The 15,218-nt window shown below is 42.6% G+C and carries 15 protein-coding genes and 1 tRNA gene; 5 read left to right on the forward strand and 11 right to left on the reverse strand.

From position 1 onward, the window contains the following. Nucleotides 1–117: 117 nt before the first annotated feature. Genes ACZ5GB_RS05100 through ACZ5GB_RS05115 form a run of 4 tightly spaced genes read left to right on the forward strand, consistent with a single transcriptional unit; the run spans nucleotide 118 to nucleotide 2,204 of the window. A complete protein-coding gene (locus ACZ5GB_RS05100) occupies nucleotides 118–516 on the forward strand; it encodes a nucleotidyltransferase family protein (RefSeq protein ID WP_339945936.1) in 399 nt (132 codons plus the stop codon). Further along, nucleotides 513–875 carry a HepT-like ribonuclease domain-containing protein gene (locus ACZ5GB_RS05105; protein ID WP_339945934.1) on the forward strand — a complete coding sequence of 121 codons (363 nt, stop codon included), beginning with the start codon at nucleotides 513–515 and terminating at the stop codon, nucleotides 873–875. The genes ACZ5GB_RS05100 and ACZ5GB_RS05105 overlap by 4 nt, the downstream gene beginning before the upstream one ends. Nucleotides 876–930: 55 nt before the next feature. Continuing rightward, nucleotides 931–1,494 (forward strand): winged helix-turn-helix domain-containing protein, encoded by a 564-nt coding sequence (locus ACZ5GB_RS05110; protein WP_464326179.1) that lies wholly within the window; start codon nucleotides 931–933, stop codon nucleotides 1,492–1,494. Between the two features lie 26 nt (nucleotides 1,495–1,520). Next, on the forward strand, nucleotides 1,521–2,204 hold the full coding sequence (locus tag ACZ5GB_RS05115) for a hypothetical protein (protein WP_339945931.1): 684 nt from the start codon (nucleotides 1,521–1,523) through the stop codon (nucleotides 2,202–2,204). A 6-nt stretch (nucleotides 2,205–2,210) separates the two neighbouring features. On the opposite strand, the gene ACZ5GB_RS05120 is transcribed toward ACZ5GB_RS05115, so the two are convergent. The 8 genes from ACZ5GB_RS05120 to ACZ5GB_RS05155 all read right to left on the reverse strand — a co-directional run bounded on the left by ACZ5GB_RS05120 (nucleotide 2,211) and on the right by ACZ5GB_RS05155 (nucleotide 9,411). Next, a tRNA-Met gene (locus ACZ5GB_RS05120) sits at nucleotides 2,211–2,284 on the reverse strand. Between the two features lie 22 nt (nucleotides 2,285–2,306). Then, nucleotides 2,307–3,374, reverse strand: a complete 1,068-nt coding sequence (locus tag ACZ5GB_RS05125; protein WP_464326180.1) for a M24 family metallopeptidase — start codon at nucleotides 3,372–3,374, stop codon at nucleotides 2,307–2,309. Further along, the gene (locus tag ACZ5GB_RS05130; protein WP_464326181.1) at nucleotides 3,371–4,447 is read right to left on the reverse strand and encodes an RNA polymerase factor sigma-54; all 1,077 of its coding nucleotides are present in this window, start codon (nucleotides 4,445–4,447) and stop codon (nucleotides 3,371–3,373) included. The genes ACZ5GB_RS05125 and ACZ5GB_RS05130 overlap by 4 nt, the downstream gene beginning before the upstream one ends. Then, on the reverse strand, nucleotides 4,444–5,691 hold the full coding sequence (locus ACZ5GB_RS05135) for a hemolysin family protein (RefSeq protein ID WP_464326182.1): 1,248 nt from the start codon (nucleotides 5,689–5,691) through the stop codon (nucleotides 4,444–4,446). The genes ACZ5GB_RS05130 and ACZ5GB_RS05135 overlap by 4 nt, the downstream gene beginning before the upstream one ends. Further along, on the reverse strand, nucleotides 5,660–6,571 hold the full coding sequence (locus ACZ5GB_RS05140; RefSeq protein WP_464326183.1) for an oligopeptide/dipeptide ABC transporter ATP-binding protein: 912 nt from the start codon (nucleotides 6,569–6,571) through the stop codon (nucleotides 5,660–5,662). The genes ACZ5GB_RS05135 and ACZ5GB_RS05140 overlap by 32 nt, the downstream gene beginning before the upstream one ends. Beyond that, nucleotides 6,568–7,938 carry an oxygen-independent coproporphyrinogen III oxidase gene (gene hemN, locus ACZ5GB_RS05145; protein WP_464326184.1) on the reverse strand — a complete coding sequence of 457 codons (1,371 nt, stop codon included), beginning with the start codon at nucleotides 7,936–7,938 and terminating at the stop codon, nucleotides 6,568–6,570. The genes ACZ5GB_RS05140 and hemN overlap by 4 nt, the downstream gene beginning before the upstream one ends. 51 nt (nucleotides 7,939–7,989) lie before the next feature. Further along, entirely contained in the window at nucleotides 7,990–8,292 is a 303-nt protein-coding gene (locus tag ACZ5GB_RS05150) for a rhodanese-like domain-containing protein (protein WP_464326185.1), read from the reverse strand. Between the two features lie 270 nt (nucleotides 8,293–8,562). Further along, nucleotides 8,563–9,411 (reverse strand): hypothetical protein, encoded by an 849-nt coding sequence (locus ACZ5GB_RS05155; RefSeq protein ID WP_196607743.1) that lies wholly within the window; start codon nucleotides 9,409–9,411, stop codon nucleotides 8,563–8,565. A gap of 151 nt (nucleotides 9,412–9,562) precedes the next feature. Here ACZ5GB_RS05155 and ACZ5GB_RS05160 point away from each other — a divergent pair, with 151 nt between their 5' ends. After that, on the forward strand, nucleotides 9,563–12,958 hold the full coding sequence (locus tag ACZ5GB_RS05160) for a translocation/assembly module TamB domain-containing protein (protein WP_464326186.1): 3,396 nt from the start codon (nucleotides 9,563–9,565) through the stop codon (nucleotides 12,956–12,958). On the opposite strand, the gene ACZ5GB_RS05165 is transcribed toward ACZ5GB_RS05160, so the two are convergent. The 3 genes from ACZ5GB_RS05165 to ACZ5GB_RS05175 are packed head-to-tail and all read right to left on the reverse strand — an operon-like array spanning nucleotide 12,930 to nucleotide 15,188. Next, nucleotides 12,930–13,460 carry a CDP-alcohol phosphatidyltransferase family protein gene (locus tag ACZ5GB_RS05165; RefSeq protein ID WP_464326187.1) on the reverse strand — a complete coding sequence of 177 codons (531 nt, stop codon included), beginning with the start codon at nucleotides 13,458–13,460 and terminating at the stop codon, nucleotides 12,930–12,932. The two genes, ACZ5GB_RS05160 and ACZ5GB_RS05165, sit on opposite strands and share 29 nt — an antisense overlap. Continuing rightward, nucleotides 13,438–14,799, reverse strand: coding sequence for an apolipoprotein N-acyltransferase (gene lnt / locus ACZ5GB_RS05170; protein WP_464326188.1), 1,362 nt, complete (start codon nucleotides 14,797–14,799; stop codon nucleotides 13,438–13,440). The genes ACZ5GB_RS05165 and lnt overlap by 23 nt, the downstream gene beginning before the upstream one ends. After that, a complete protein-coding gene (locus ACZ5GB_RS05175) occupies nucleotides 14,760–15,188 on the reverse strand; it encodes an EamA family transporter (protein WP_464326189.1) in 429 nt (142 codons plus the stop codon). The genes lnt and ACZ5GB_RS05175 overlap by 40 nt, the downstream gene beginning before the upstream one ends. Nucleotides 15,189–15,218 lie beyond the last annotated feature (30 nt).

Raw genomic sequence — 15,218 nt, forward strand, 5'->3', positions numbered from 1 at the left:
TAACTTCATAAGTCCTTTATAGGTCTTCCACCCGCCCCCTAAACCCAAGCAACATAAAACATGACCTAAATCATAAACGCAACTCATTGAGTTCCTTATGATAAAGGTAGGTGTGCCATGAGGCAGGTTAAATTGAATGCAATTCCTAAAATAAGAACTATAAAAACTTACCCACGTTATATTTCCAAGTTTAAATTTATAAGGATAAAAAACTATGCAAAAGACCTTGATACAGCCAAAAGGCTTTTACAGGAGCATTTTGAAGAGCTAAAAAAGGATTTTGGTGTAAAAAGCATAGCCATCTTTGGTTCTTATGCAAGAGGTGAAAACAGGATAACGAGTGATATTGACATCTTTGTAGAATTGGAAAAACCAATAGGACTTAACATAGTTAGCCTAAAGGAAAAGCTGGAAGAAATCTTGGGCATAAGCGTAGACCTAACCACCTTAAACACTCTAAAAAATAAACCAATGCTTTGGGAAAGTGTTAAGAAGGATGTGGTGTATATATTATGAAAGGGAGTGGGAGAAATCCAAAACTTTTCATGCAAGATATATTAAAATGCATTAAGAGGATTGAAGAATATACTAAGGATATGAGCTTTGAGGATTTCCAAAATGATTTAAAAACTAAGGATGCTGTTATAAAAAATCTTATAGAAATAGGTGAAGCAGTTTCACATATAACAAGTGAATACAAGGGCAAGTGCCAACATATTCCTTGGAAGAAAATTAAGGATTTTAGGAATTTTTTGGTTCATGAGTATTTTAATGTGGATGATGAAATTATTTGGGAAGTAGTAAAAAATGAACTTTCTAAACTAAGGAGTTGCATAGATCGGCTCCTACAGGAAATAACCGGTCTTGATAGATAACTTTGTTTAATTCTATCTTAGGATATAATAATACACCCAACCACGGAGGGGCAAAATGAATATGGATAGCGTCTCCGAAGCTTTCAAGTTGCTTCTTGAGGAAATCCAAGGAGTTATAAACATACTAAAAGACAAAAGCAGGTCAACCCTTGACATATCCAATTACCACCAAGCACGGGAATACATAGAAAAGGCAGAAAGCATGGAAAAATTCAAAGAAAAGGTTATGGCTTTGCAAAAAGAATGGGAAAACTCTCATGCCTCAAGGCTTTTAAAGGAAGAAAGTTGGGAAGTCAAAATGGAAAAAACAGAATACACAAGGCGTAGGGCAAAATACACTCAGCCAGAGGAATACACAATACCGATACTTGAATCTTTGGTGGAAATGGGCGGCAGTGGACGGGCAGAGGAGGTATTAAAGAAAGTGGAAGAAAAGATGAAGGGAAGGCTTACAGAGAGAGACTATGAAAGGATTCCATCAGGGGATATAAGGTGGAGAAAATATGCTCATTGGCGCAGGCTACACCTTGTGAAAGGAGGACTACTCTCCAATAGCTCTCCCAGAGGTATATGGGAGATAACAGAAAAAGGAAGAAAGTATTTAGAAGAGGTAAAATAATTAGTAGTGGGAAGGGATTTCAAATCATGAGAAAGTTTATACTATGCCTTTTATTTCTTCTTTCCTTTGGCTTTTCTCAAGACAAAGACATGCAAGCCATTAACATCTCTCTAACACTCCAAGAGGAAGAAGCTTTAACTCCTGATGTTTTAAAGGTGGATATTTCCATAAATGCTCATGGCAACAAGGAAGCGGATGTGGTTGGTATGCTTGGTGAAATAGATAGAACTATTAGAAGCCTTGGATTGGAGTATTCTGGCGGAAATTATTGGGTGCAAAAAAACTGCTGGTGGGAAGAAGGTAAAAGGAAATGTAAGGGCTATTTGGGAGAGCTTAGGTATTCCTTTAGGCTACAGAGGGCTTGGGACCAAAATAGGCTATTGGATGCTCTGGATGGTCTTAAAGAAAAGTTTGGAGAAGCTATTAATTATGCTATTTCTCAAACTATCTGGATTGTTTCCGAAATCAAAATAAGAGACTTAGAGGAACGGTTAAGGCTTAGGCTTTTAGATAGAGCAAAAGATTTTGCCACAAAGGCAAGCAAAAAGCTTGGGAAAGAATGCCATATTCAAAATGTAAACTATGAATATGTTAGCCCAATAAGAGGTGGTAGGGATTTTATGGCCTTAAAGTCCTCTCAAGCACCAGAACCAAGAATGGAAGATATATTCATATCTGTAAGGGCTGTTGTAGGCTTTGTATGCAGGTAATTTATATTGCGGGGGCGGGATTTGAACCCGCGACCTTCGGGTTATGAGCCCGACGAGCTACCAGGCTGCTCCACCCCGCGTAGCCAAAGTATTATTATACTACTAAATTTCTATCAAGTCAAGAGGAACTTTTGAAAGAGGTTCTCCCACGCCCCTTATTACGGCCACTATATTTTCAAGCCTTACGCCAAACTTACCGCCAAGGTATATGCCCGGCTCTATGGTAAAGACCATACCTTCTTCTATTATAACGTCCTTATCCACTCCCTTGTAATACACCCTTGGGAACTCATGGATCTCTATGCCCACACCATGGCCTGTAGAATGTATAAAGAACTTTCCATAGCCTTTCTTTTTTATGTAATCCCTTGCAGTCTTGTCTATCTCTGAAATCTTTCTTCCCACCTTTACCTTCTCAAGGGCAAAAAGATGGGCATCTTTTACTATGTTGTATATTTTTTTGAACTCTGAGCTTGCCCTTCCTAAATGCAAGGTGCGCGTAAAGTCTGTGCAGTAGCCCTTCCAAAGGAGGCCCATGTCTATCAAAAGGGGCTGGCCATGTTTTATGGGCCTTGTGGATGTCTCCCAGTGGGGTATGGCGCTACCTTTACCGCTTGCCACTATGGCTGGAAAGCTCTCACCCATGGCACCAGCCTTAAAAAACTCCGAGACAATAAGGGACCTTAATTCAAGCTCTGTCATGCCTTCTCTTATCTTGTTTAGTATGCTCATATAAACCCTGTCGCTTATTCCTACTCCCTCCCGCATTAGGTTTATCTCTGTGCTGTCCTTTATGGCCCTCATATGCTTCAAAAAGCCAGCCTTGCCAACCCATCTAAAGCCCCCTTTTAGCCTCCTTCTAAACTCACAGCTCACCCTGTCTTCCTCATAGCCAACTTTGAAGGCACCTACCTTTTTAAGAAGCTTTTCAATAGCCTTTATTACATTGCCTTCCAAAAGGATCACATCCCAATCCTTTAGCTCCTCCTTTGCCTTCTGATAATACCTTCCGTCCGTCAAAAGATGGTAGGAGTGCCTGCTTACCACCACATAGGCATGGCTGGACCTAAAGACAGAAAGGTAAAAGACATTGGGCTGTGAGGAAAAGAGGAAGGCATCAAGGTCATTTTCCTCCAAAAGGTTTTGAACTTTTTCTATCCTTTCTCTCATCTCTCAAGCATCCTTCTATATTTATTTACCGTCCTTCTTGCTATTTTAATACCTTTTTCTTGCAATATCTTAGAAAGTTCTGCGTCCGACTTGCCCTTTCCTTCACCCTCCAGAAGTTCTTTTAAGGCCCTTAAAATCTCTTCTCTGCTTAGACCTTCCTTCCCTTCCCTTACAAAGAAGAACCTTAGGGGGTATATGCCCATGGGCGTCCTCGCATACTTCCTTCTTACTATCCTGCTAACGGTGGAAAGGCTCACGCCCGCCCTTTCTGCCACCTGACTGAGGGACAGGCTTTTTAGTGGCTCTCCCTTCAGCAAAAAGCCCTCTTGCCTTTCCAGTATTAGGTCGCATGCCACCCTCAAAACCCTCCTTCTTAGCTCAAGTATAAAGGAAAGGGGCTTGGAACCTTCTATCTCCAAAAAGTCATCCATGAGGAAGACATACCACTGCTTGCCATCGTGTTCAAAAACCACATCCACGCTACCGCTCTGATAGATAGTTTCTTCTCCTTCAAAGGGGCTAAGCTTTAGCCTGGATAGCACCTCCCTTGCCTTAAGGCTCTTGCCCTTTCCCCTTAACACTTCCAAGACTTCCTTGTGCAGGTCCTTCTCCTTAGGGTATAGTTCTTCCAGCTGGAGGAGTATAAACTCTTCAAGGTCTTTGCAGGCAACGCCCAAAGGCTCTATCTCCCTCTTTATAAAATCCCTTATATCTTCCACATACTCCTGGCTCACTCCGTAGTGGTTTGCTATATCCTTTATCCTTCCTACAAAAAAGCCTCTGTGGTCAAGGTTGGCAACTATCTCAAAGGCTATATCCAAATCTAAGCCATCAAACTCATACCTTATCTGTTCTTCTACCTTTTTGATCTCGCTTTCCCTGTAGCTTATCTGAGGTTCCTTGTAGTCTTGATAAAACCACCTTGGCCTTGTGCGCAGTGTTAGCTTTATGTGTGGCTTTTTCTCTATCTCTTGAAGAAGCTCTTCTGAAGTTTTTGTAAGCAGTTCAAGGCCTCCTTCAAGCCTTAGCAAAAGCTTTGGCTTTACTTGAGGCTGTAGCTTTATCTTCTTCAAGCCTTTTCCTCCTCCTTTTGGGTTATAAAGAGGCTAACTATCCTGTTTCCTTCTATCTTATCCACTACAAACTTAAATCCATCGTAGACAAACTCATCCCCTTCCTCCGGCACCTTTGAAAGCATGGCCATCACAAAGCCTCCAATGGTATCATACTCATAGTCCTCGGGAAGGCTAAAGCCTATCTCCTTTGCCACCCTTTCCACATCCACCCAACCGCTTACCAAGTAGGTGTTCTTTGAAAGTTTTATTATGTCCTCCTCCCAGCTCTCCTGCACATCGCCAAAGATATACTTCATTATGTCATAAACGCTCACAAGGCCAGAAAGCTCCCCATGCTCTCCCACCACCAAGGCCATCTGTGTGCCTTTGCTCCTCATCTCTTTTATAAGGTCTATTATGCTAAGTATTTCCGGCACAAAAAGGGCTTCCCTTTTTAGTTCTCCCAATTTTCTCTTTAGATTAGCATATAAAGGCACAATATCCTTTACATAGAGTATGCCCGTTATGTGGTCTGGGCTTTTTGAATAAAGGGGTATTTTGCTGTGTTTCTTTTGTATTATCTCTTCAATGGCCTCCCCAAGGGTTAGCTCCTCCCACAACATAAAGATGTCTGGTTTTGGGGTCATTATCTCCTTTACTGTAATATCCCTTAGGCTTATGGCCCTTTCTACCGGTTCAATCTCCTTTTTGTCAAAGTAGCCCATGGATAGGCCTACCTCTATAAGCTCCAAAAAGGCCTCCCTTGGCTCCTTCTCCTTTTCCTCCACCTTTATCATCTCTATCAATCTGTTTACTGGCATAGAAAGGACTTTTCTTATTGGATACATAAGCTTGTGTATTAGGACAAAGGGTATGTAATAGATGGGTGCAAGCCTTGTGGTAAAGGGTAAAACCATATTTTTGGGAAGAACCTCGCCAAAGAGGAAGATGAGGGTGCTTGAAAAGAGGACCGCAATGCCCGCACCCTTTGAGCCAAAGAGGTCCACAAAAAGCTTGGTGCCGTAAGAAGAGATAAGTATATTTACCAGCTCGTTGCCGAGGAGTATGGTTAAAAGCACCTCCCTTGGCTTTGAAAGGAGGCGAAGCAAGGCCGAGTATATGCGCCTTCTTCTTTTTAATTTAAGGATATAGGGGTTTGCTCCAAAGAAGACCACCTCAGAAGAGCTAAAGAAGCCAGAAAGGAAGAGTAAAAAGGTGAATATTAGAACTTCAGTATAGATTGCATGAGAGGATGCGTCCATCCACCATTACCTCCTTAACTCCTTCTTTACACTCCTTTAACCTATACTTGCACTGGGACAAAAAGGGGCATACACCTTCCCATTCCTCTTGGGGCATATCTTCCAGATAGGTTTTCCTTTGAGAGGGGTGTTTTACAGGCATGGTGCTGATAAGGTATTGGGTGTAGGGATGGAGTGGCCTTTTTAGCACCTCTTGCGCACTTCCCATCTCCATAAGCTTTCCCTTATAAAGAACGGCTACCCTATCACCTATCCTTTCCACAGCCCTTAGGTCATGGGTGATAAGCAAGGTGCTTATACCCTCTTCCTTTAATTTTAAAAATAGGTCCAAGATGCCCGCACGGTAGGACATATCCAAAGAAGAAGTTGGCTCATCCGCCACTATAAGCTTGGGCCTTAAAACAATGGCCCTTGCAATGGCAACCCTCTGCCTTTGACCGCCCGAAAGATTTTCTGGCCTTCTTTCCAAAAACTCCTCACCAAGCCCAGCCTTTTGCAAGGCTTCTATTACCTTCTCTTTCCTTTGAGAAATGCCATGCACCAAAAGAGGTTCTTCTACGATCTCTGAGACCTTCATGCGTGGGTTTAGGGAGGTCCTTGGGTCCTGAAAAACTGCAGAGACGAGCTTGGTGTATTCCTTTCCCATTTTAAAGGGGTCCTTTCCTTCAAAGTGTATGAGGCCAGATGTTGGCCTTTCAAGCCTTAGGATTAGTTTGCCTATGGTGCTTTTGCCAGAGCCAGACTCCCCAACTAAAGAAAAGACCTCGCCATGGCTTATAGAAAGGCTTACATCCCTCACAGCCCAAACAAGCCTCTTTGTAAAAAGTCCTACTTTAAAAAGCTTGGAAACTTTTTCCAAACTGAGAAGACTACTCTTCATATAGTTCTGGAAAACCTTCTTTCCTTATTTGCCTTAATGTATTGGTCAAAGACCATGGCTATGTTCCTGATAAGTAGCCTACCCTCTGGCAAAACCTTTATGCTTCTATCTTCTATCTTCAAAAGGCCATCCCTTTCCATATCCTTTAGGTCCTCAAGCTCTGCGGAAAAATGGTCTTCAAAGTCTATGTTAAACATCTTCTCTATATTTTCAAAGCTACACTGGAAGTTGCACATAAGGTCCATTATCACCTCACGCCTTATTATATCCTCCTCGTTGAGTATGTAGCCACGCATGGTGGGAAGCTTACCCGCATCTATGGCCATGTAATACTCCCTTATGGTCTTGTAGTTTTGAAAGTATGCATCGTAAAGCATACCAATGGAAGTGGCCCCTATGCCTATGAGGTCCACGCCCTTTTTGGTGGTATAGCCTTGGAAGTTCCTCCAAAGGGTGCCATCCCTCTGCGCCCTTGCCAATTCATCCTCCGGCTTGGCAAAGTGGTCCATGCCTATAAAGACATAGCCGTGCTTTTGGAATAGGTCTATGGTCATCTCCAAGATGGTGAGCTTGTCCTCTGGTGGTGGAAGGGTTGAAGGGTCTATCTTCCTTTGGAGGGGCTTTAGCCAAGGCACGTAGGCAAAGTTAAAGACGGCCACTCTGTCTGGGTCCAATTCAATGGTCTTTTCTATGGTATCTTTGAACTTTTGAGGGTTTTGGTAGGGAAGGCCGTATATGAGGTCTATGTTTATGCTTTCAAAGCCAAGACTTCTGAGTTCTTTCATAACCTTTTGCATTAAATCGTAGGGCTGTATGCGGTTTATGGCCCTTTGCACCTCTGGGTCAAGGTCCTGAAGGCCCATGCTAACACGGTTAAAGCCTACCTCCCTTAAAGTCTCCAGTTGGCCCTCTGAAAGGTATCTTGGGTCAATCTCCACGCTTATCTCCGCATCTTTATCAATGTTAAATACCTCCCTTATCCTTCCAAAAAGCTCTTTTATCTCATCATTGGTAAGGAAGTTGGGCGTTCCGCCACCCCAATGAAGCTGTACTACTGGCCTGGATGTGTCCAGGTATTCTTTGAGTAGGTCCATCTCCTTATACACATAGTCCAAATATCTCCTGCTTACATCCTTCCTGTGGGATATGATCACGTTGCACCCACAAAACCAACAGGCGCTCTCACAGAAGGGTATATGAAAGTAAAGGGATAAGGGCCTTTTTGTTAGGTTGCTCTCCAAGAGCTTTCTTTTGTAATCTTCTTCTTTTACTCCCTCATGGAACTCGGTGGCGGGAGGGTAGCTGGTGTATCTTGGTCCAGGCTTGTCATACTTCCTTATAAGTTCTTCATTAAAAATGGTTTTCATAAGGATTAAATATAGTCTTTTTTGAGAAAGGGGGCAAAGCCCCCAAGGGTGTTATTTTACGTAATCTACCGTGTTTGTGCCTACCTCCTTTGATAGTTCCATCATCCCACCTTTCAACATAAAAGCATTTTGAAAACCAACAGCCCTTAAGGCCGCCACTACTGCAGCAGCTCTATTCCCTGAATGGCATACCACTATTATCTTCTTATCCTTTGGAAGTTTGTTAAGGTTTTCTTCCTTAAATAGCTCATGCATGGGTATGTAAAGGGTGTTTTTCCACCTTGGCCCTACTATGGCCTGCTCTGCGGGCGTTCTCACATCAAGCAATACAAAATCCTCTCCCTTTTTTATCATCTCAAGGAGCTGTTTTGAAGTTATCTGACATGGCTTTTGCTTTAGAACCTATGGGGTCATTTGGGAAAACATAGCATCAAAGCGCTTTGCCAACTCCTTATCGTAGGATAGTGCCGTTCCAGAAAGAATCACCGAGCCTACCACAAGAGCTAAAAGAGCCTTTTTCATGGCCTACCTCCTTGTATGATTTTTATCATTTATTAGAATATAAGAAATTCTTAATATAATGTCAAGATAATATTTGAGATAAACAATACGCCGGGTGAGAAATTAGACCTCAAGTTCACCCCTCCTGTAATAACTATATCCAATAGCATAAGCATATACATACACAAGCACACAAGTTAAAGTCCTCCACCCACTACCAGCATTAAAAAGCTTTATCTGACTTATAACACCTTCCACTACCTGCCTTTTTGCCCTCATCTCCCTACTACCACACACAATCACACCTTCACAACCCCTATAACCCCTATCTCCATACACCACACAACTCTCCACAAGCTTCCTAAACCATAAACTCCTTCTCTTCCTTTCCCTAAATGCCCTAACCTCATGCACACTTCCAAAGCTTATCCACACATCATAAACTCTTCCCCACCTATCACATAACACCATCATCAACATGCCATACCTGACCTCCTCAAACTCCACTACCTTCCCATTGTCTCTCCGAACTATCTTCCTTCTCCTCTTTGCCCACCATACCTTCCCTCTTACCCTCCTTATCTTCTGTGTCCTCGCCCTGTTTACATTGGCTATGTCCACTATGGTTCCATCTATTACAAGTTCTATCTTCTTACCATACAAAAGCCTTGCTAAAATCATAAGCCTCAGCTTGTGAAGCTTGTATTCTCTCAATATCCTGTATACTCTCTTGAGTCTGTATCTTCTGAAGATATGCCATGATTGTATGGATGGGTCAATAAGTAGTTTAGCTAAGGTGAGGACTTTTGTATTGGTTATGTAGGAGAGTATAAAGATGGCTGCTATATGGATGTCTGTGAGTTTAGGCTTTCTGCCTGCTTTAGCTTTTGGCACATTAAGGAATGGCAAGGCATTTTCAAGGTCTTTTAGGATTTGTTGGTAGATGCGTAGGTAAGGTGGTATAATTTCCATGGTAAAAACCTCCGATGGTTTTTAGGGCTACTATTATAGTAGCCCTGCTGTCTTTTTATTGATATGGAAGGTTTAGCTTAAAGGGAATTTCTCACTCGGCGTATGTTTAGAATTATATCAAAACTCAACTTAAAATTATAGGGAGGATGCTATGCGATTGATAGGTTATCTAATACTTTTAGTGCTTGCTTTGTATTTTATCTTCCTAAAGCCCTATCTTTTGGCAAAAAGGATTCAATGGGAGGTAGAAGGCCTAAGCTTTAGCCTTGAAAGGGGCCTTACTTTTAAAAGCTTTCTTTTATACTTGCCTTCTGGGGACTTTACCCTACACCTTTTTATAAAGGAAGCGAATCTATTGCCTTGGCAGTTTTATGCGAAAGAGTTTAGTCTAATAGAGGTTTCAAAGGCTGTATCTGAAAAACCCTTTGATTATGATTTTACAAACCTTACAAGGCTTGCAAGAAGGATAAATTTAAGGGTAGACAATCTTTATATTTCCACCAACTCTATACCTTACAGCGAAAGCTTGACCCTTTTTATACCAAGGACGGAGATAAGGTCGGGTAATGTCTTTTCTCAAGGTTGGACAAAGGCCTATTGGATGCACTCTCAAGACATTCATAGCCTTGAGGTGTATTTGGAAAAAGCCCATGTGGAAGGAGACAAGTTTATAGTTGATAGGGCAAAGGTTAAAAGCCATCTTTATTCCTTTGACCTTAAGGGCTTTTGGGAAGGGAAAAGAGGAAGCTTTAAGGCATGGGGAAGGATAGAGCCTGTAGAAGGAGAAAGCTACTCTATGGGTGGTATAAAGCTTGACTTAGAAGGCAATGTGGAATACACAAGGTTGAAGGTGGCTTTTTCTGGAAGGGTAGAAGGGCTTTTGGTAAAAAACAGAAGGGAGTATAGGGACCTTGGAATAGAAGGTGAATACCTTTGGAGTTGGAGGAAGGAAAATGCCTTGAAAGGTAGGCTTTGGAAAGCAAACACATGGCTTAGCTTTGACTACTCTTTGAAGGATAAGACCTTTGAGGGAAGCTTTGGTGGCATTGAGCTTGACGGCAAGCTTTTAAACGTAAAAAGGAATATCTTCTCTGTGGTAGGCGGTAGCATAAGGGCCAATCTGGAAAAGAAACATCTAAACTTGCAAGCTTATGCACCCATTTTAAGGGTGGACCAACATGCGCTAAACAATTGCACCTTAAAGCTTGACCTTGACTACAGCCACACACCAAAGGGAAGCTTTGATTTTTTGGCGCTACAGCCCTTTTACCTTAGCATAGGTGGTAGCTTTTCAAAAGGTGGTGTGGTGGGGGAGGTGGCCCTCTTGGACTATCCTTTGCAGGTAGAGAGCCTTTCTTCCAAGCTTTCATACAAAGGGTCCTTATACATAAAGGATGGAAGGCTTTTTACAGAAGGAGATGGAAGGCTTTTGAACTTAACCTATAGAGATATGGGCCTTGGGCCAGCAAGCTACCGCCTTAAGCTTGATGGGGATAGCTACAGCCTTGACCTAAAAGGGGAGGCCTTTTCCCTTTCTGGTGGTGGGTCCTTAGAGGAAAAAAGCTTTTCTGGAAGGCTTTCTTTTATGGGCATGGACCTTTCATACAAAGACCTTTTGGTCAAGTCTTTGAACGGTCATATGGATATAAGGGCTGACAAGAACTCTCTTAAACTTGTGGGAAACCTTAGCACTTTCCTTTCAAGAGATAGGCTCTCTTCCCATGTACTTTTAAGCCTTGATATGACAAAGAAGGGGGAGGAAGTCTTTGGAAGCTTTGAGGGAGGTCTTAAGGATGTAAGGGCCTTTGACCTTGTTTATGAGAAGGGAAGCTTTTCTGGAAAGGTGCAGAAGGAAAGGGTTTACTTTTCCTTTGACCTTGACCAAAGGCTAAGGGGCGGTGGTCAATACAGCTTAAAAGAAGGCTCTTATAGCTTGACGGGGTCTGTAAAGGATACCATCATGGGGCTTTTTGTGGATGGAGGCTATAGCATAAGGGGTGTAAAGGAGGACCTTGAGGCTTCCTTTGGGGGAGAGGGAAGATATAGAGATTTTTCCTTTCCTATAAAAGCATCCCTTAGCCTAAGGGGGAATAGATTGAAGGCCTCTTTGGAAGGCTTTACTACAAAAGATGGTCTTATAAGCATAAGAAGCGGTGGAGCGGAGGTCTATGGGGACAAAGATGGTGGAATTTTGGAAATAAAGCCCATAGGGCTTTTTATAGGTCAAGACCTTCTTTCAAAGCTTGAGTTTGAAAAAGGAACGTACAGAGGGAAGTCCCTTAGCATAAAGGGAAAGATAAGTGGTGTTGTGGAGGGCAACGTTGGGGTAAGCTACCATAATACTCTTAGCCTTACTTCTGCTGGAACTGTGGACCTTACAAAGCTTTTCTCCCTTGTAAAAAGCAGGATTTTGGCCGATGGTGAGGGAAGGGTTTCCTATAGCCTTTCTTATCATGGTGGAAGCTTGAGCCTTTTTGCAGAATCTAACAAGCTGATCCTTAGGTCAAGGTATGTGGCCCTGCCTTTGGAAGGTGGATTGAGGGTAAGCTTAAAGGAAGATAGGCTTTCTGGAAGTCTTAGCCTTAGAGGAAATAATAGGGCCTTTGTGCTTGCCAACTTTACAGGCGATGGAAAGCTTGCAAGAGTAAATCTTGACCTTTCTGACTTGCCTGTCCTCCTTAGAGAACAGAGCATGAGGGCAAGCCTCCTTTTGTCTGGGAAGGGGAATCTTATCTGGGATTACAAAAACCTTTCCATAGGTGGTAGGTTTTACACCTCTGGCTTTGTTAATCTACAAAAGCTTACAGCCAAAAGGCAAAGCCCACCAGAGTGGTACAAAAGGATAAGGCTTGATATAAACGTGGCATCCTCCGAACCTTTGAGGATAAACCTTCCGGAAGGTTTTCTATACACAGACCTTTTGGCTACCATAAAGGGGGACCTTTATGAGCCAGAGTATAGGATAAATGCGCACTTCAAGGGTGGAAACCTCAACTACTTTGGTAAGAACTTTTATGTTAGACGTGGGGAGGCCACCTTTACCAACAAAGAAAGCCATCTTGACCTTACGGTCCTTACACCCACACCCGATTATAGTATCATCATTGATATAAAAGGAAATCCACAGTATCCAAAGGCTATAGTGAGGTCCGAACCACCAAGGGACATAAGAGAGGTTTTAACCACCTTAGTTTTGGGCGGTAAAGAAACGGAAGGTTTAATACCCGTGGCGGATGCTCTTATAAGCCAAGTACCACAGCTTAGTCAAATCGTGAAAGGCGCCCAAAGCATAACTGGGCTTGACGTAAAGCTTCAAATTTCTCCAACAGTATCTCCCACTGGTGAAGTGGGCATAAACGCCACCATCTCAAAAGACATAACGGAAAAAATATCCGTGGAACACAAACAAAGCACACTAAAAAACCCAAAGGAGACCTACACAGGAGGAGAAGTAAAGCTCACACCCAATACCTCCATAGGAGGAAGAATATACTCGGATAGGTCCCAAGAGTATAGGGTTAGGATAAGGAAAAAGTTTGATTTCTGAACCTTTTAATTCCAAGGACTGAATAGTCAAGCCAAGAGAGGATAAGAAGAAGGAGGGCAAGCCACAAGGGCCATGAAGGCAAAGGCTTTATCATGGAAAGGAATACAAGTAAAGAAAGGTAAAAGGTAAAAGCCTTGCCCAAGGGCCTCGCCTCTGGTATTCCTATGCCTCTAAGGGTGAGAAGGATTGAGCCAAGCACCAAAAAAAGGTCCCTCATAAGGGTAAGGTAAAGTAGCCAAGCTGGCAAGCTGTTTAGCTTAAAAACGCACAGAGAAAGACCGCACAGCATCATAACCTTGTCCGCCAAAGGGTCAAGCACCTTTCCAAGCTCCGTTTTGAGCCTTAGCCTTCTTGCCAAAAAGCCATCCAAGGCATCGGAAAGGGCAAGAGAAAGGAAGAAGAAGGGAAGAAGCTTTTCTGACAGGAAAAATAAAAATGGGCTAAAAAGTAGCCTGCTAAGGGAAATAAGGTTGGGAAGGTTATTGTATAGCTTTGACTTCATATATAACCACCCCCCTTTCCATGTAGGGCATCCTCTTTATGGGCCTTCCAAAAGGGTCTATAAAACCTGTATCGCTTGAATTGTTAACCCATAGAAGGTATTTGCCATTTTCCAAAGCCCTTACCCTTCCCCAAAGATAATGCTGGTGTGTGCAGTCAGAATCCTTAAACCATCCGTCGTTGGTAAGCACAGCTATAAAGTTAGCACCTTGAGATAACTTTTTCACAAGGTCAAAGTAGGCCACCTCAAAGCATATAGGAGTGGCCACGCTTATGCCCTTGTATTCCAATGGCCTTATTCTATCCCCGCTTACATAATCTATACCGCCTATGGCCGGGAAAAACTCCTTTAGAAAGTCAAAAGGCTTTGGCATGTACTCCCCTATTGGGAAAAGCCTAACCTTATCATAGTAGTCTACAGCCCTTCCCTCCGCCAAAAGGTATGCAGAGTTATAGGGCCTCATACCTTCCCTTATGTCTATTAGTCCTACCAAGATAGGTACCTTTATACTTAAGCCTTTAAGCCTTATGTTGTAATCATCCTCCTCTTCGGAAAAGAAAAAGGAAAGGGCAGACTCTGGAAGGATAACAAGCTGTGGCCTATCTTTTATAGCCTTTTCCACAAGCCCTATTATATCCTCCGAATGCCTCCTGAAGGCCTCCCTGTTTAGCTTATCTTTTTGTGGAACCGCCGTCTGCACAAGGGCCACCCTTACAGTTTTGGCCTCTTTTAGCTTGTCTTCCTTTTCTTTTATGGCCAAAAGGCCCATGATAAAAAATAATATCCAAAGGGAGAAGAGGGCCTTAAACCTCTTTTGAAGAAGGAAAAGGGAGGTAAAAAGCAGTAAAAGGCTGTGGATATAAACGTTGGCATAAAGAAGGCTGTCTTTTATGATGGGGATATAGACAGAGAGGGAGCCAAGGATGAGCCAAGGGAAGCCACCGTATGGGAAGTAGGACCTTAAAAGCTCAAAAAGCACATAAAGAAAGGGTAAAGAAAAGGAGAATTTTTTAAAGATGGTCTGCCAGAGTTTGATGGGAAGGTAGAACTGATATAGGCTCAAAAATAGGGCAAAAAGAGTAAAAATTGGGTAAAAGAGGAAGGGATTTATACCACCAAACTCTATGGCGGCTATGCTTGCACACCTAAGGGAAAGAAAGAAGAAAACAAAGCCACTAAGAAGCCAAAAGGTAGTATCCTTAAACCTTAGCAAAAGCAAAAAGGCTAAAAAGGCTAAGGGCCATAGCTCATACTTGGAAAAGGGAAGGTAAAGAAAGGTGCCAGCAAATATGGAAAGGGCTACCTTCCAGAGGAGAGGCTTATAAGAACTATTCCACATACTACAAGAAGTATACCAAAGAGCCTAAGCCAGCTAAAAGGCTCACCAAGGAACAAAAAGGCCACAAGGGAACCCCATAGAGGTGAAGTAGAGGCTATGGGAGCCACCACCGATACATGCCCCTCTTTTACCGCTTTAAAGAAGAAAAAAAGCCCCAAAAAGCCGGACATAATGCCTCCAATGGCTATAAAAAAGAGGTCCTTAATAGAAAAGTCCATCTTTATACCCGTAGTAGCCACCACTATTACCGAAGCTAAAAGAAAGGCAGAAAGGTTGTGGAAGACCAAAGCCACAATTGGAGGAATACCTCCCTTCAAGCCAAGCTTAAAGAAGATGGGAGCTATTCCCCATGTTAAACTTGCCAAAAGAGCAAATATCAAGCTTTTCATGATAAAAACCTTAAAAATACTATTGCATCT

It is taken from the genome of Hydrogenobacter subterraneus, from assembly GCF_055390195.1.

Coding starts and splice junctions, on each gene's coding strand:
- ACZ5GB_RS05100 (WP_339945936.1), top strand. CDS start 118: ATGAGGCAGGTTAAATTGAATGCAATTCCTAAAATAAGAACTATAAAA.
- ACZ5GB_RS05105 (WP_339945934.1), top strand. CDS start 513: ATGAAAGGGAGTGGGAGAAATCCAAAACTTTTCATGCAAGATATATTA.
- ACZ5GB_RS05110 (WP_464326179.1), top strand. CDS start 931: ATGAATATGGATAGCGTCTCCGAAGCTTTCAAGTTGCTTCTTGAGGAA.
- ACZ5GB_RS05115 (WP_339945931.1), top strand. CDS start 1,521: ATGAGAAAGTTTATACTATGCCTTTTATTTCTTCTTTCCTTTGGCTTT.
- ACZ5GB_RS05125 (WP_464326180.1), bottom strand. CDS start 3,374: ATGAGAGAAAGGATAGAAAAAGTTCAAAACCTTTTGGAGGAAAATGAC.
- ACZ5GB_RS05135 (WP_464326182.1), bottom strand. CDS start 5,691: ATGGACGCATCCTCTCATGCAATCTATACTGAAGTTCTAATATTCACC.
- ACZ5GB_RS05140 (WP_464326183.1), bottom strand. CDS start 6,571: ATGAAGAGTAGTCTTCTCAGTTTGGAAAAAGTTTCCAAGCTTTTTAAA.
- hemN (WP_464326184.1), bottom strand. CDS start 7,938: ATGAAAACCATTTTTAATGAAGAACTTATAAGGAAGTATGACAAGCCT.
- ACZ5GB_RS05150 (WP_464326185.1), bottom strand. CDS start 8,292: ATGATAAAAAAGGGAGAGGATTTTGTATTGCTTGATGTGAGAACGCCC.
- ACZ5GB_RS05155 (WP_196607743.1), bottom strand. CDS start 9,411: ATGGAAATTATACCACCTTACCTACGCATCTACCAACAAATCCTAAAA.
- ACZ5GB_RS05160 (WP_464326186.1), top strand. CDS start 9,563: ATGCGATTGATAGGTTATCTAATACTTTTAGTGCTTGCTTTGTATTTT.
- ACZ5GB_RS05165 (WP_464326187.1), bottom strand. CDS start 13,460: ATGAAGTCAAAGCTATACAATAACCTTCCCAACCTTATTTCCCTTAGC.
- lnt (WP_464326188.1), bottom strand. CDS start 14,799: ATGTGGAATAGTTCTTATAAGCCTCTCCTCTGGAAGGTAGCCCTTTCC.
- ACZ5GB_RS05175 (WP_464326189.1), bottom strand. CDS start 15,188: ATGAAAAGCTTGATATTTGCTCTTTTGGCAAGTTTAACATGGGGAATA.